The organism is Nocardiopsis sp. B62, from assembly GCF_018070675.1.
Lineage (GTDB): Bacteria > Actinomycetota > Actinomycetes > Streptosporangiales > Streptosporangiaceae > Nocardiopsis > Nocardiopsis prasina.
Genome location: NZ_JAGPXK010000001.1, coordinates 295,002 through 308,745 on the forward strand (window position 1 = coordinate 295,002; position 13,744 = coordinate 308,745).

Genomic DNA, 13,744 nt, shown 5'->3' on the forward strand with positions numbered 1-13,744 from the left:
AGAGGCCATACACGCCAAGTGGTCGACTCCCGACTCGGTGCTGGAGGAGGGGGTCAGGCGGCAGCGCGGGATCCAGCAGCGGGCGGGGCCGCTTCGCTCCCCCCGCCAGCCGCGCCCGGGATCAGTGACCCGGCCAGCAGTCCCTGGTCACACGGTGCGCTTCGATTCGGCGGTTTGCCGGATGAAGTGCGCGATGTGTGGGGGGACCGGCGCGGGAAGACGGTCAGGATCGCAGAACCGCAGGGCCTGCCCCTCCCCCAGCACCAGGTCCCGCTCGGGACCGTCCCAGTCCGCGTGGAACACCCTGTCCTGCCCGCCGGGGTGTTCGTCCACGCTCACCTCGCTCACGAGGTCGAGGAGGATCCCCGTCTCCTCGGCCACCTCCCGGCGAGCTGTCTGCTCCCAGGACTCGCCTGCTTCCCGGTGCCCGCCGGGCAGGCTCCAGTGACCGGGCCAGCAGATGCCCTCGATGTCGTCACGAAGCTGGAGCAGCACCTGGCCGCGCCCGTTGGTGATCACTACGACGCATCCGGCAGGGTCGGTGTCGGCCATGGGATTCTCCTCTGGTCAAGAGAGCGGTCCCCCACCGTAACGAGGGGACCGCTCTGCGCCGCGTTCCGGGGACGGGTCAGCTCCCGTGTTCGGTGGTCGACCGCAAGGCGCTCTCATGCTCACCCTGAGCGGGGGCTGATCCGCTTGATGGCGGCCGAGGTCGTCGAGCACATCCCGTTCTGGATCCCCCGAGGAGTCGGCGTACCCGGCGGTTCCCCGGCCACTGCGTCGGTCTCCCCGGGTCCGTGGTGATCAGCGACCCGCTCTAACGGAGTGGGGCGTCCGCGCCGCTCGCCCGGCCCGTGTGGCTGGATCGAACCAGCCGTCCATCCACGCCTCCACAGGGAATCCCGGGGCCACACCGTTCGTGGACCTCTAGGCGGTGGGGTGTTGGGTCGGGCGGCCGAGCTGGCGCACCTGCCAACCGGCCGCCTGCCAGACGGGAACGTCGATGGCGTTGCGCACGTCGACCACGACACGACGTGCGACGACCTCCGCCAGTTCGCGTGGCAGGTCCGCGTCCTGGGTGAACTGGGGCCATTCGGTACCGATGACGAGCAGGTCGGCGTCGGTGGCCGCCTCGGCCGCGGTGGCCGCGTAGGAGTACTCCGGGTGCAGGCGCCGCGCGGCCGCCACCGACTCGGGGTCGTGGATGCGTACCTGCGCGCCGTCCTGGTGGAGCAACCCGGCCAGCCGCAGCGCCGGACTGCTGCGGACGTCGGAGGTTCCGGCCTTGAAGGAGGCGCCGAGCACGCCGATGCGGGCGCCGTCCACCGGACCCTGGTTGGCGGCCTCCACCAGCGCCTGCGCGGAGTGCAGCTGCGCGGTGTTGACGTCCTGGACCGCACCCAGCATCGCGGCGGCCTGGTGGGCGCCAAGTTCGTTGATGCGGTGGGTGAAGGCGGCCACGTCCTTGGGCAGGCACCCGCCACCGAACCCGATGCCGGGCCGCATCCCCTTGGGGCCGATCCGCTCGTCCAGGCCGAGCGCGTGGGCGATGGCGTTGACGTCGGCGCCCGTGTGGTCGGCGACCTGGCTCATGGCGTTGATGAAGGAGATCTTCGTGGCCAGGAACGCGTTGGCGGCGGACTTGAGAACCTCGGCGGTGGCCGGGGTGGTGACGATCATGGGTGTGCCACGGTCCAGGATCGGCGCGTACACCTCGCGCACGGCCAGTTCGGCCTCCTTGGAGGACACCCCGGCCACGATCCGGTCCGGGTAGAGGGAGTCGTGGATGGCGTGGCCCTCGCGCAGGAACTCCGGGTTCCACGCCAGGTGGGCTTCGGGCGCGTGTCCGGAGAGGATGCGCTCCAGGCGGGCGGCGGTACCCACGGTCACCGTGGACTTGCCCACGACCGTGGCCGGGCCCGTGAGCAGCTTGGCCAGGGCACGCACGGCGCCCAGGACCTGGGAGACGTCGTATCCCCTGCGGTCCTCGCGCAGGGGGGTGCCCACGCACACGAAGTGCAGGTCGGCGAACTCGGCAGCTTCGGCGAGGCTGGTGGTGAACCGCAGCCGTCCCGAGGCGGTGTGGCGCTCCAGCAGTTCGCCCAGGCGGTCCTCAAAGAAGGCCGACTGGCCGCTGTTGAGAGTCTTGACCGCGTCGGCGTTGAGTTCCACGCCGACGACGTCATGGCCCAGTTCCGCCATCGCGGCGGCGTGGGGGGCGCCGAGGTGGCCACAGCCGATCACGGATACGCGCATGGTCGCTGCTTTCTGAGAGTGGTGTCCAAGCGCGCGCTCGTCGGGCGGGCGCGCCTTGGCGACGCTACCGGGATCAGGCCGTCCGACATTCGGTTTCGAGCCCCGAAACACCGGAACAGTTCGCACGACGTCCGCGGGACCCCGTGGCTGGGGCGCGCACGGGAGAGGCCGAAACCGGAGGCGAGCCCGCCCAGCTCGGCGGGGCCCGGGGAAGGGAGCCGTATGACTGCGTGCTGCCGTTCACCACCAAAGGCTCCGTACGCTGACCTCCACGAGCTGGAAATCACCACGGGACGACTCGATATCCACTCGGCCCCGGGCAACGCGTCCACCGAGGAGGTCACCGGGTCCGGGACGTTCTCCTGGACGACGCCACCGCATCCGGACCGATCCGGCTCCATCGACTGACCCCACACGAGGAGCGCCGTCGGAGTGCCGGGGCCGTTCCTCGCACGGGGGCGGGGGTCGACCGGGGTTCGGGTCCGTCAACTCACGACGACGCAGGGCAGCCGACCGACGAACGGCGCGGGCCCCTGGGGGACCCGCGCCGCACGTGAACCGGGAGGTGTCAGCAGCCGGTGCTGCTGGTGATGGTGGTGTTGCCGTAGTAGCGAATCGACACCCCGTTGAGCACCGCGCGCACCACGGTGCCGTTGACACGCTGCTCGTAGTGCAGGTGCGGACCGGTCGAGCCACCGGTGCTGCCGACCTTGCCGATGACGGTTCCGGTGCTCACCCGGGTGCCCACCGAGACCGACTGCGAGTTGAGGTGCGCGTAGAGGGTGGTGACGCCGCTGCCGTGGTCGATGACGATGTACTTGCCGTAGCTGGTGTTTCCCCGGTCGGCGACCGTGGTCACGGTGCCCGCGGCACTGGAGCGCACGTTCTGGTTCAGGGCGTTCGAGCGCTGGAAGTCGACCGCCAGCTGCGGGTTGTGGTTGGTGCGGGTGTTGGCGGTCCAGACCTGACCGCAGTCGAAGGGCGTGCGCAGGTTGACCGCGGCTACTGCCTGTTCGCTCGCCACGGCACTCACCGGCACGAGTACGACGGTCAACAGGGCCGTGGCCACAAGCGTGCTCAGACGCCTGAACAGCGCTCCGGAACGGGGGAACTTCATGGGGGGGTCCTTTCCTCGCGGGAGCGGGGGTGCGAGAACTACGGAGGCTCGATACCCACATGAACGAGATCAATCACGAAACGAGACGGATTATCTCGTTCGTCATTATTCGCGCGAGTGCACGGAACGGTGCGACGGTTGACCGCGCACCCGGTTCCTCGTGAGACAGGGGTTCACCTCGAAGGGTTCTCCTTCGGGGTGCTCGAAAGCGGATCTCTTCCGCCAGGAACGGATCACCCGAAAGGCTCTCCCTTCCCCCTGTATATGGTCATTGGCGAAACTCAGAACACCGCTCCCACGCGTCGTCGCGGAAGGAAACACGAACGCGATTCCCTCATCGTCCGAAACCGCCCCCGAACACGACGCGGGCCCCGGTGTTTCCGGGGCCCGCGTCATTCGTGAAGGAGCGTCAGGGTGCCGGGGTGGTCTCAACGACCGCGTCCGGGCAGTTCTCCGCGACGGAGTCGAGGGCGGCGCGTTCGGCCTCGTCCACGGTCAGGCCCCAGCGCGTCTTCACCGTGGTCCACTCCGTGACGTAGCGGCAGTGCGCGTCGGCCGCCGGAGGCAGCCACTGGGCCGGGTCCTTGTCGGACTTGGAACGGTTCGACGCCGCGCTGACCGCGACCAGCGCGACGGGCTCGTCCAGGTCGTTGGCGTAGGCCTGACGGCGCTGGGTGCTCCACTGAGACGCACCCGAGTCCCAGGCCTCCGCCAGCGGCACCATGTGGTCGATGTCCAGCCCGCGGGCGTCGGTGAAGGTGCGGTCGTCGTAGTAGGAGTGCCACTCGCCTCCGCTCAGGCGGCACCGCTCGCCGACCTCGGGCGCGGTGACGGCCTCCTCCAGCAGCACCTCCGCCCGGGTGTTGCAGCCGTTTCTGTCGGCGTCGACCCAGTGGGGGAAGAGGCTTCGGTCGTACCCGTCCCTGGACTCCTCGGCCACAGTGAGGGCTTCGATCGCCTCAGTGAGAGGGGTGGGGGCGGCGTACGCGGGGGCGGGTGCCAGCATAAGAGCGGCGGCGAAAGGGAGCAGGGCGAGTGCTGCCGAACTTCGGATCATGCGAACGTGACCTTTCCATGGGAATTACCGAACGTGATGATCCTGGCCTCGGAGTGTTCGTGGCAACCCGACACCCCGAAAGGAGCAAGTGACCGCGAAACCCGGTGTAAGCAGCTCAAACAGGGAATTCATGCGTGAATTGCCGGACGACGAACCGATCTCTTCCATTACCCTGGGTGGATGATCGTCCGGAACGCCACCGGCCGCGACGGGCCCGCGATCAGTGACCTCATGATCCGCGCCGCGCCGCATTTCGACACGAAGGGCTACCCGGAGCAGCTCCTGCCTCCCGGGATGGTGGTCCTCGTCGCGGAGGAGGAGGGTCGAGTCGTCGGCTGGTTGGAGGCCGTGCTCGACTGGGCGTACACGGGTCCCGGCGCGCCCGCTCCCCCGCCCCACGGGTACGTGCTCGCGGTCGTCGTGGACCCCGAGCGACGCAGGCGTGGGATCGGGTGCGCCCTGCTGGACCGGTACGTGCACAGGGCGCGCGAGGCCGGGGTCAGGTGGGTGTTCCTACTGCCGGAGGGCGGTGAGGGCGTGGAGGGAAGGCTCGCGTTCTTCCGCGCCGCCGGGTTCACTCCGCTTCCGGTCACGGACGACCCGCTGCCGCCCATGGGCCGGTGGACGGGAGCGGACGAGACCGCTCACCGGCCGAGTTGAGCCACTGCGGCCCTGCCACGGCACACAAGACTTCGATCGGTTTCTTGGCGGGTTCCGGCACTGCGTGAACGTGCCCCCAGCCCCCAGGATCATTCCCGTGACGACTTTCCACGCTTGCCTCCACGCACTGTCCGAGAAGGCCCTGCGCCGTGAGACCCCCACCCGCGACGAACTCCTGAAGGTGTTGAACAGCTCCGACGACGACCTGATGGACCTGGTCGCCGCCGCCTCGCGGGTCCGCCGTCGCTACTTCGGCCGCCGGGTCAAGCTCAACTACCTCGTCAACATGAAGAGCGGCCTGTGCCCGGAGGACTGCTTCTACTGCTCCCAGCGGCTCGGGTCCCAGGCCGAGATCGTCAAGTACACGTGGCTCAAGCCCGACCAGACCCGAGAGGCCGTCTCGCACGGGGTGAAGGCCGGGGCCAGCCGCGTGTGCCTGGTGGCCAGCGGGCGCGGACCCACCGACCGCGACGTGGACCGCCTTGCCCCCGCCGTGGCCGGGATCAAGGAGGAACACCCCGGAGTGGAGGTGTGCGCCTGCCTCGGCCTGCTCTCCGAGGGACAGGCCGACAGGCTCCGCGAGGCCGGGGTCGACGCCTACAACCACAACCTCAACACCTCGGAGGAGCGCTACTCCGACATCTGCACCACACACGAGTTCGCCGACCGGGTCGACACGGTCCAACGGGCCAAGCACGCCGGGTTGTCCCCCTGCTCGGGGCTGATCGCGGGCATGCGCGAGAGCGACGACGACCTCGTCGACGCCCTGTTCGCGCTGCGTGAGCTGGCCCCGGACTCGGTCCCGGTCAACTTCCTCATGCCGTTCGACGGCACGCCCCTGGAGGGCACCTGGGAACTGACCCCGCAGCGTTGCCTGCGCGTGCTGGCCGCCACCCGCTTCGTCTTCCCGGACGTGGAGGTGCGCCTGGCCGGCGGGCGCGAGATCCACCTGCGCTCCCTCCAGCCCCTGGCCCTGCACATCGCCAACTCGATCTTCCTCGGCGACTACCTCACCAGCGAGGGACAGGCGGGCCGGGACGACCTGGAGATGATCGCGGACGCCGGGTTCGTGGTGCAGGACGCGGGCGAGCCGACCCTTCCGGGCGAGCGCCACGACCTGCTGCGGACCCGCCAGCGGGGGGCCGGAACCGACCTGCCGCCCAACGCCTGACCGGGCCCGGTGGGCGCCGCGCGCTCCGCAGCGCCCTCACCGAGGCCCTCGTCCCCGCTCCGGCCCGGGGTCAGTCCACGGAGGGGGTCTGGCTCCGGTCGGGAACGAAGGCGGACAGGTCCACCCCGGGGTCCTCTCCCATCGCGAGCCGGGCGGCGACCACACCCTGGTACGGGCCGAAGGTGAGCCCCTGGGAGCCCAACCCCGTGGCCACCAGCACGCCGGGCAGCCGCTCGATGGGACCGAGCAGCTGCTGGCCGTCGTGGGTGCCGGGACGGAACCCCACACGCGTCTCGACCACGCTGGCCTCGGCCAGCTCCGGGAGCAGTTCCAGCGCGGTGGACAGGTTGTGCGAGAGCCCGGCCGCGGTCACCCTGCGGTCGAACCCCGCCTCGGGCTCGGTCGTGCCCCCGGTGACCACCCGGTTGGGCGCGAAGGCGCTCACGTAGTAGTCGCATTCCCCGAACCGCACCACCGGCCAGGAGCGGGTGTCCCGCTCCGGGAGTGCGAAGTGGGTCATCTGACCGCGCACCGGGTGCACCCCCAGCTCGACCCCGGCGACCGACAGCAGACCCGCGGACCAGGCCCCGGCCGCCACGATCACGATCGGCGCCTCCAGGTCCTCGTTGCCCACCCGTACACCGGTGACGCGGTGGCCGTTCCACAGCAGGCTGGAGTCGCCCTTGTAGTAGTGCAGTCCGCGCTCCCCCGCGGCGGTGAACAGGGCGGACCGGACACGGCGCCCGTCGATCCGGGCCATGCCGCCGATGTGCACGCCCGCGTAGGGTTCGGGCAGCAGCGGGAAGTGGCGCCGGGGCTCCCCCTCCGCCAACCGCTCCACACGGCCCATGGTGGCGAACTCGGGGCGCTCGGAGAGCGTGCGCAGGAGCTCGAAGCCCGCGTCGCCGCCCTCGCGGTCCACCGACATCCCACCGACCACCTCGTATCCGGTGGTCTGCCCGTCCTCGGCCAGCTCCGCCATGAGCCCCGGGTAGTGCTCGGCGGCGCGGGCCTTGAAGTCCCACACCGGTGGCGCGTCCCAGGGGAACGGCCACGGGAACACCACCCCCGTCCCGGCCGCAGTGGCCTGTCCCAGGTGGGAGGCGTCCACCAGAGCCGTGGACACACCCTTCTTTGTCAGGTGGAAGGCCGCGCTGGCCCCCACGACCCCGCCGCCGACAACGATCACGTCCATACGTCCACCCTGCCGCCACCCGCGCCGACGGACAAGCCGTTCGCCCCGCGTGCCGGTCCGCGAAACGGGGTAGGGAGTCGCGATACGCTGCGGCTTTCCTTGACGGAGCCCGGCCCCCTTCCCCTTTCCTTTCCTGGAGGTCGTATGGACGGTTACACCTATTTCGGGGTCGCCCTGATGCGTCGCCCCAGCCCTCGCCTGGCCGACGGCATCGTCACGCACATCGAGCGGGCCTCGGTGGATCCGGTGCTGGCCGCCCGTCAGTTCACCATCTACCAGGAGACGGTGGCCTCGGCCGGTTGGCGGGTGCACGAGGTGGATCCGGCCCCGGAGCACCCGGACTCGGTGTTCGTGGAGGACCCGTTGGTGGTGTGCGAGGATCTGGCGGTCCTGACCCGTTCGGGGGCGACGGAGCGGCGGGGCGAGGTGGCGGGGGTGGAGGCCACGGTCAGCGCCCTGGGGTTGAGGGTGGTGCGGATCGAGGATCCCGGGACCCTCGACGGCGGTGACGTCCTCCAGGTCGGGGAGACCGTGTACGTGGGGGTCGGCGGGCGGACCAACGAGGACGGCGCCGACCAGCTCGAACAGCATCTGGCCCTGCTGGGCCGCAAGGTCCGCAGGATCGCGCTGGGTCGGGCCCTGCACCTGAAGTCGGCCGTGACCGCCCTGCCGGACGGCACTTTGGTCGGCCTGCCCGAGTTGATCGATGCCAGCGGCCTGCCACCGATCCGCCAGGCCCCCGAGGAACCGGGCGCGCACGTGCTGCCCCTGGGCGGTCGTGACGTGCTGGTCAGTGCCGCCGCGCACGAGACCATCCACCAGCTGACCGCGGACCACTGGCGGGTACTGCCGGTCGACATCTCCGAGTTCGAGAAGTTGGAGGCCTGCGTGACCTGCCTGAGCGTGCTGATCCCCGACCGCCCCGCGTCCCCGTCCGCCTGACCGGCGCGGGAGGTGCGCCTGCCCTCACGCGGCCCGCCCCGGCAAACGGTCGGGGCGGGCCGCGCGGAAGGTGCGCCGGTAGGTGTCCGGCGGCACCCCGAGGGCGCGCCGGAAGTGCCTGCGCAGCGTGGCGGCGGTGCCCGTCCCGGTACGAGAGGCGCTGACCTCCACCGAATCGTCGGTGGTCTCGAGGAGTTCCTGGGCGCGGCGCACACGCTGGTCGTTCAGCCAGCGCAGCGGGGTCACACCCGTGACCGCCACGAAGCGTCGGGTGAGGCCGTGACGGTCCGGGCGTTCGGCCTGGCAGGTGGAGGCCAGGAACGGACCTCCACTCCTGGCAGACTCGGGGCATGAAGTCGACATCGGCCCGGCTGCTCCAGCTCCTGTCCCTCCTCCAGACCCGTAAGGACTGGCCGGGGGCCGACCTCGCCGATCGCCTCGAGGTCAGCCCGCGTACCATCCGGCGAGACGTGGACCGCCTCCGCGACCTGGGCTACCCCATCCAGGCGACCATGGGCACCGGTGGCGGATACCAGCTGGGAGCGGGTGCGGCCCTGCCACCGCTCCTCCTGGACGACGACGAGGCGGTGGCGGTCGCCGTGGGCCTGCGCACCGCCGCGCAGGGCGGGGTCTCGGGGATCGAGGAAACCTCGGTGCGGGCCCTGGCCAAGCTCCTTCAGGTACTTCCCTCCCGTTTGCGCCGCCGTGTGGACGCGCTGGGGACCTTCACTGTCCCGATGCCGGGCGAGGGCCCCTCGGTCGACTCCGCGACCCTCACCCTGGTGGCCTCGGCCTGCCGTGACAGCGAGCTGCTGCGCTTCGACTACGAACGCCACGACGGGTCGACCGGACGTCGGATCGTGGAGCCGCACCGCCTGGTCTCCCATGGGCGCCGCTGGTACCTGGTTTCCTGGGACACCGACCGCGACGACTGGCGCACCTTCAGGCTGGACCGCATGCGCCCGCTCACTCCCACCGGCCCGCGGGTGCCGCCGCGCGACCCACCGGAGCGTGGGGTGGCCGCCTATCTCGCCGACCGGATGAACCTGCACATGTGGCCGATCAAGGCGCGTGTGCGACTGGGGGTGTCCGCCGAGACGGCCATGGAGGGCCCCGCCGCGCGTCACGGCGTCATCGAGGCGGTGGACGAGCACTCCTGCGTGCTGCTGTGCGCGGGCGAGGACCTGGTCGGCATGGCCTGCTACCTGGCCATGCTCGACGTCGACATGGAGGTGGAGGAGCCCGCGGAGCTGCGCGCGGAGATGGGCCGTCTGGGAGAGCGGCTCTCACGCATGGGTGGGTCCTCCCGACGTACCCCGGGGGTCTGACCAGGGCGCATGAGTACGGGTACTCACCGCGCGTGGGTACGGACACCGATGTCCGGAGGGCCCCTTCCGGCCTAGGTTCGCCCTATGACGCACCTCCTCATCGGTCACACCGCGATGGTCATCCACTACCTGTTCTTCGCCTATGTCGTCCTCGGCGGCTTCCTCTCCTGGAAGTGGCCGAGGATGTTCTGGCCGCACCTCGCGGTGGCGGTGTACGCGCTCGGGATCGTCGTGGTCGGTTGGTCGTGCTTCCTCACCGACATCGAGAACTGGTCCCGTTTGCAGACCGGCCGCGAGGTGATGCGGAACGGGTTCATCGACTTCCACATCACCGGCGTCCTGTACCCGGTGGAGCACCTGATGACCTCGCGGTTCGTGATCGCGGGGATCATCGTCTGCGCCTACGCGGGCGCCGCGTGGAACCTGTACCGGCGACCGGCGGTGAACGCCCCCGAGCCGGTGTCCGGCTAGTCCCAGGAACCTCCAGTTGGGTCAAGTCCGCACGGGAACGCCACAAAGCCGCTACGTTAAGGAGTCGTTTACTTTCGTAGAGTAATGAAAGTGGGGCTTCCGCGTGCCCGACCAGACCCGACACCCCAGCCTGGAACTGCGCGAACTCAGTGTTCCTCCGACAGTCCGGCCGCTCCGACCCGGCTACCGTGTCGCCCGCTGGGACGACCCCACCGCCCTGGCCCCCGAGTGCCGCGAACGCCTCCACCGCGCGCTGCGCGACCTGGCGGCCCGCGCCTTCGGAGCCGACCACTCCGGGTACTGGCACGCCCGGATGGCCTCCGGGTTCTTCGACCAGATCTCCTCGCTCGCGCTGATCCTGGGGCCGGACGGCGTGCCCGTCGGCTGGGGCGGCTACCACCGACGCCGCTTCGCCGCCCGCAACGCCTTGTACCTGGACGCGGCCGGTGTGGTCCCCGCCCACCGGCGCTCCGGCCTCTCCGCCGCGCTGATGATGCACTTCCTGAGCCGCGAGGTCCTGGCACACCCGCTGTCCAGCACCTATGTCGTACTGCGCACCCGCCACCCGGCCGTCTACGCGGGGTGGCGCAAGGGACTGGGGCGGGCGCGGGTCTTCCCGCGCCAGGACCGCCCCGTGCCCGGACTGGTCCGCCGGATCGCCTCCGACGCCGCAGACTGGCTCGGCGACGGCCCCGGGCTGGACCCCGACTCCCTGCTGGTCCGCGACGCCTACCGGATGTTCGACGGCGAGATCTACGGGGTCGCTCCCCGAAGTGGCGACCCGGAACTGGACGCCCGCTTCGCCCGCGAGGTCGGCCCCAAGGACGCGGTCCTGGTCGTGGCCCGCATGGGCGCCCTGCCCCTGGCCAGATTGGTGCTGGGCCGCGCCCTCAGCCCCCGGCCCCGCCCCGCCTCCAGCCGGGGCCGGACCGTGCCGGGGGCCACGGTCCGCGACGACTTCACCGTGCGCGCCACCCCCACCGGAGCGGGGGCGGGCGGGCTCATCCCCGGGGGACGCTTCTGACGTCGGAGGGCCCGCTCACCAGCGCGCCCACGTCCCTGATCTGGTCCGTGACCCCGGCCAGCCGCAGGCTCTCCGCCCAGGTCATGTCCGGGCTCTGGCGCTCACCGGCGGCCAGGCACCGCCCGACCTCCTCGATCTCGTACTCGTAGCCGTTGGCCCGGAAGGGCCGGTGGAACCGTTCGGGCGCGCGCCCCTCCCGGTGCAGGACCAGTTCGGTGGCGGCCCAGAAGAGCGGGATCTCGATCCAACCGTCCGTCCCGGCCAGCACCGCGCGGTTGGGCAGGACGTTGCGGGAGGCGCAGGTCAGGGAGGCGCTCACTCCGTTCTCCCCGTGCACCAGCACCGCGGTCTGGGTGTCCACCATCCGGTCCGGCGACAGCTGCCGGGTGGCGCCCACCACGGTGAGTTCGCCCAGGTACTGCGCGGCCAGCGCCAGCGGGTACACCCCCAGGTCCATCAGGGCGCCACCGCCGAGGTCGACGTTGAACAGCCGGTGGTCGGGGTCGTAGGGGACGTTGATCCCGAAGTCGGCGGAGACCGTGCACAGTTCACCGACCGCCCCGTCCGCGACCAGTTCGCGGGCGAGCCGGGAGGCGGGCAGGAAACGCGTCCACATGGCCTCCATCAGGAAGCGGTCGTTGGCCCGGGCCGCCGCGACCATCTGCGACACCTGGAGCGCGTTCATCGCCATGGGCTTCTCCACGAGCACGTGCTTGCCCGCTTCGAGCATCAGGAGGGTGTTCGGATGGTGCCAGGGGTGCGGTGTGGCCACGTAGACCACGTCCACGTCGGGGTCGGCCGCGAGTTCCTCGTACCCGCCGTGGCGGTTTGGGACGTCCCACACCCGACCGAACTCCTCCGCCCGGTCCAGCGTGCGCGAGCCCACCGCCGTGACCCGGGCCGAGGGGACGGCCCGCAGTCCCTCCATGAAGGCGTGCGCGATCCCACCGGTCCCCACCACGCCCCAGCGCGGCCCACCGTTCTGTTGTGTCATGTGGGCATCCTAAAAACACGGTCATGTCCGGGTCGAGGCGGGGAAGGTCCTCGGTTTCCGCGCGGGGGGACCGTACGGTGGCCGAGGAGAGGCCGCGCACGGCCGACACGTGAACGGAGGAGGAATGTCGGAGACACTCGCCCGGAGGTTGGGGGTCGAGCCCGGAGACCGGCTGCTCGTCCTCAACGCCCCCGAACGCTACCTGCGGCTGCTGGAACCCCCGACCGACATCCACATCGACCTCGGTCCGATCGAGGGCGCCGAGTACGACGACCTGCACCTGTTCGCCCTGGACCGGGGCACCGTCGACCGGGAGGGCCCCCGCGCCCTGGCGCTCACCGGCCCCACCACCCGCCTGTGGGTGTGCTTCCCCCAGCGGGGCGGCACGATCATCACGGACCTGACGGCTGACAAGGGCTGGGACACCCTAGTGGACGCGGGATGGCGCGGCACCGCCCAGGTGCCAATCGACTCGGACTGGGCGGCGCTGCGCTTCGAACGCCGGGGCGTCTAGCTCTCGACCCGGACGGTACCGCTGGTGGTGTTGACGTCGATCCGACCGTCGCCGCCACCGGTGCCCACACCGAAGTCGCGCTGGCCGGACACCGACTCCCCGGTGACCTCGTATTCCCCGTCCGGGACCGTGGCCACGACCCCGCCGCTGACGGTCTCCACCGACAGAAGGTCGAAGGGATCGGTGGTCCGTGCCCTGACCTCACCGGACGTGGTGACGGCCTCCAGGGTGGTGAACCCGCCGCCGAGCTCCAGCGCACCGCTGACCGACTCGGCCCGGATCTCGTCGGCGGTGAAGTCCTCCGCGAGGACCTCGCCCGAGGTGCTGGAGACGTCCAGCAGGGGGCCCTCGCCGGAGGCCGTGATCCGGCCGCTGACGGTGTGGGCCCGCGCCGCGCCCTCGACCCCGTCGAGGACGATGTTCCCGGAGACGCTCTCCACGTCGACCGCGCCGCTGTGCTCCGACACGTCCACGGCACCGCTGGTGGTCTCCACGCTGAGGTCGCCCTCCAGGTTCTCCACGGAGACCCGGCCGCTGATGGTCTCCAAGGTCACCTGGGTCCCGGTGGGGACCGTGACCTCGTAGTCCACCGAGCAGGAGCTGAAGAGCGGCAGCCCCGAACAGTCGGTTTCGATCTCCAGCGTGCCGCCCTCGGCCTCGATGTCCTCGTCCGGCTCCGACAGGGGGCTGCCCCGCAGCTTGCGGTCCACGGTGACCTCGTCGCCCGTGCCGCCGCGGAGCAGGACCTCGCCGCCGGTGGAGTTGTCGATCTCCAGCGCGCTCACCCCGCCGAAGGAGTCCGCGCGGTCCGACTGGTTGACGGTCATGTTCCCCAGCACGGAGAGCGCGGTGAGGACGACCAGCGCCAGCACGAGCACCCCGCCCAGGAACATCCACGGTCCCCGGCGGAATCCCCCGCGCTCCTTGCTTGAGGAGGCGTACAGGCCTCGTGCCCTGAAAGTCATGTTCTTCCCTTCCTGGAAGGCTCGGCCCTCCCTCTGGTGTCCCGGTCTCG

At 70.8% G+C, this 13,744-nt stretch carries 15 protein-coding genes; 7 read left to right on the forward strand and 8 right to left on the reverse strand.

Annotation, left to right across the window (positions count from 1 at the left end):
• Positions 1 to 147 precede the first annotated feature (147 nt).
• The 4 genes from KBX21_RS01285 to KBX21_RS01300 form a co-directional block, all read right to left on the reverse strand.
• Positions 148 to 552, reverse strand: a complete 405-nt coding sequence (locus KBX21_RS01285) for an NUDIX domain-containing protein (RefSeq protein WP_049573126.1) — start codon at positions 550 to 552, stop codon at positions 148 to 150.
• A 375-nt stretch (positions 553 to 927) separates the two neighbouring features.
• Positions 928 to 2,256, reverse strand: a complete 1,329-nt coding sequence (locus tag KBX21_RS01290) for a UDP-glucose/GDP-mannose dehydrogenase family protein (RefSeq protein WP_049573130.1) — start codon at positions 2,254 to 2,256, stop codon at positions 928 to 930.
• Positions 2,257 to 2,824: 568 nt separating this feature from the next.
• The gene (locus KBX21_RS01295; RefSeq protein ID WP_049573132.1) at positions 2,825 to 3,373 is read right to left on the reverse strand and encodes a M23 family metallopeptidase; all 549 of its coding nucleotides are present in this window, start codon (positions 3,371 to 3,373) and stop codon (positions 2,825 to 2,827) included.
• A 409-nt stretch (positions 3,374 to 3,782) separates the two neighbouring features.
• On the reverse strand, positions 3,783 to 4,430 hold the full coding sequence (locus KBX21_RS01300; protein ID WP_049573142.1) for an HNH endonuclease family protein: 648 nt from the start codon (positions 4,428 to 4,430) through the stop codon (positions 3,783 to 3,785).
• Between the two features lie 180 nt (positions 4,431 to 4,610).
• Here KBX21_RS01300 and KBX21_RS01305 point away from each other — a divergent pair, with 180 nt between their 5' ends.
• Entirely contained in the window at positions 4,611 to 5,090 is a 480-nt protein-coding gene (locus KBX21_RS01305; protein WP_049573145.1) for a GNAT family N-acetyltransferase, read from the forward strand.
• Positions 5,091 to 5,187: 97 nt separating this feature from the next.
• A complete protein-coding gene (gene bioB, locus KBX21_RS01310) occupies positions 5,188 to 6,261 on the forward strand; it encodes a biotin synthase BioB (protein WP_049573147.1) in 1,074 nt (357 codons plus the stop codon).
• Between the two features lie 70 nt (positions 6,262 to 6,331).
• On the opposite strand, the gene KBX21_RS01315 is transcribed toward bioB, so the two are convergent.
• A complete protein-coding gene (locus tag KBX21_RS01315) occupies positions 6,332 to 7,456 on the reverse strand; it encodes an FAD-binding oxidoreductase (RefSeq protein ID WP_049573152.1) in 1,125 nt (374 codons plus the stop codon).
• Between the two features lie 144 nt (positions 7,457 to 7,600).
• Here KBX21_RS01315 and ddaH point away from each other — a divergent pair, with 144 nt between their 5' ends.
• Positions 7,601 to 8,398, forward strand: a complete 798-nt coding sequence (gene ddaH / locus KBX21_RS01320; RefSeq protein WP_210840733.1) for a dimethylargininase — start codon at positions 7,601 to 7,603, stop codon at positions 8,396 to 8,398.
• A gap of 24 nt (positions 8,399 to 8,422) precedes the next feature.
• Here ddaH and KBX21_RS01325 read toward each other — a convergent pair whose 3' ends face one another.
• On the reverse strand, positions 8,423 to 8,761 hold the full coding sequence (locus KBX21_RS01325; protein WP_374225687.1) for a helix-turn-helix domain-containing protein: 339 nt from the start codon (positions 8,759 to 8,761) through the stop codon (positions 8,423 to 8,425).
• Here KBX21_RS01325 and KBX21_RS01330 point away from each other — a divergent pair.
• The 3 genes from KBX21_RS01330 to KBX21_RS01340 all read left to right on the forward strand — a co-directional run bounded on the left by KBX21_RS01330 (position 8,749) and on the right by KBX21_RS01340 (position 11,221).
• Positions 8,749 to 9,726, forward strand: coding sequence for a YafY family protein (locus tag KBX21_RS01330; RefSeq protein WP_210840734.1), 978 nt, complete (start codon positions 8,749 to 8,751; stop codon positions 9,724 to 9,726). The two genes, KBX21_RS01325 and KBX21_RS01330, sit on opposite strands and share 13 nt — an antisense overlap.
• Positions 9,727 to 9,810: 84 nt before the next feature.
• Complete coding sequence (locus tag KBX21_RS01335; protein WP_210840735.1) at positions 9,811 to 10,197, forward strand: DUF2784 domain-containing protein; 387 nt, start codon at positions 9,811 to 9,813, stop codon at positions 10,195 to 10,197.
• Between the two features lie 103 nt (positions 10,198 to 10,300).
• Positions 10,301 to 11,221, forward strand: coding sequence for a GNAT family N-acetyltransferase (locus KBX21_RS01340; RefSeq protein WP_210840736.1), 921 nt, complete (start codon positions 10,301 to 10,303; stop codon positions 11,219 to 11,221).
• On the opposite strand, the gene KBX21_RS01345 is transcribed toward KBX21_RS01340, so the two are convergent.
• Positions 11,199 to 12,215, reverse strand: a complete 1,017-nt coding sequence (locus KBX21_RS01345) for a Gfo/Idh/MocA family protein (RefSeq protein WP_210840737.1) — start codon at positions 12,213 to 12,215, stop codon at positions 11,199 to 11,201. The two genes, KBX21_RS01340 and KBX21_RS01345, sit on opposite strands and share 23 nt — an antisense overlap.
• 124 nt (positions 12,216 to 12,339) lie before the next feature.
• On the opposite strand from KBX21_RS01345, the gene KBX21_RS01350 reads away from it, so the two are divergent.
• Positions 12,340 to 12,729: a hypothetical protein gene (locus tag KBX21_RS01350; RefSeq protein WP_049577332.1), complete on the forward strand. Its 390-nt coding sequence runs from the start codon at positions 12,340 to 12,342 to the stop codon at positions 12,727 to 12,729.
• On the opposite strand, the gene KBX21_RS01355 is transcribed toward KBX21_RS01350, so the two are convergent.
• The gene (locus KBX21_RS01355) at positions 12,726 to 13,694 is read right to left on the reverse strand and encodes a DUF4097 family beta strand repeat-containing protein (RefSeq protein WP_247665024.1); all 969 of its coding nucleotides are present in this window, start codon (positions 13,692 to 13,694) and stop codon (positions 12,726 to 12,728) included. The genes KBX21_RS01350 and KBX21_RS01355 overlap by 4 nt on opposite strands.
• Positions 13,695 to 13,744 lie beyond the last annotated feature (50 nt).

What these genes read in the sequence shown, in the direction of transcription:
- KBX21_RS01350 (WP_049577332.1), top strand. Translation starts at nt 12,340, where the DNA reads ATGTCGGAGACACTCGCCCGGAGGTTGGGGGTCGAGCCCGGAGACCGG.
- KBX21_RS01285 (WP_049573126.1), bottom strand. Translation starts at nt 552, where the DNA reads ATGGCCGACACCGACCCTGCCGGATGCGTCGTAGTGATCACCAACGGG.
- KBX21_RS01300 (WP_049573142.1), bottom strand. Translation starts at nt 4,430, where the DNA reads ATGATCCGAAGTTCGGCAGCACTCGCCCTGCTCCCTTTCGCCGCCGCT.
- KBX21_RS01315 (WP_049573152.1), bottom strand. Translation starts at nt 7,456, where the DNA reads ATGGACGTGATCGTTGTCGGCGGCGGGGTCGTGGGGGCCAGCGCGGCC.
- KBX21_RS01290 (WP_049573130.1), bottom strand. Translation starts at nt 2,256, where the DNA reads ATGCGCGTATCCGTGATCGGCTGTGGCCACCTCGGCGCCCCCCACGCC.
- KBX21_RS01305 (WP_049573145.1), top strand. Translation starts at nt 4,611, where the DNA reads ATGATCGTCCGGAACGCCACCGGCCGCGACGGGCCCGCGATCAGTGAC.
- KBX21_RS01295 (WP_049573132.1), bottom strand. Translation starts at nt 3,373, where the DNA reads ATGAAGTTCCCCCGTTCCGGAGCGCTGTTCAGGCGTCTGAGCACGCTT.
- KBX21_RS01330 (WP_210840734.1), top strand. Translation starts at nt 8,749, where the DNA reads ATGAAGTCGACATCGGCCCGGCTGCTCCAGCTCCTGTCCCTCCTCCAG.
- KBX21_RS01345 (WP_210840737.1), bottom strand. Translation starts at nt 12,215, where the DNA reads ATGACACAACAGAACGGTGGGCCGCGCTGGGGCGTGGTGGGGACCGGT.
- KBX21_RS01325 (WP_374225687.1), bottom strand. Translation starts at nt 8,761, where the DNA reads ATGTCGACTTCATGCCCCGAGTCTGCCAGGAGTGGAGGTCCGTTCCTG.
- KBX21_RS01355 (WP_247665024.1), bottom strand. Translation starts at nt 13,694, where the DNA reads ATGACTTTCAGGGCACGAGGCCTGTACGCCTCCTCAAGCAAGGAGCGC.
- ddaH (WP_210840733.1), top strand. Translation starts at nt 7,601, where the DNA reads ATGGACGGTTACACCTATTTCGGGGTCGCCCTGATGCGTCGCCCCAGC.
- KBX21_RS01335 (WP_210840735.1), top strand. Translation starts at nt 9,811, where the DNA reads ATGACGCACCTCCTCATCGGTCACACCGCGATGGTCATCCACTACCTG.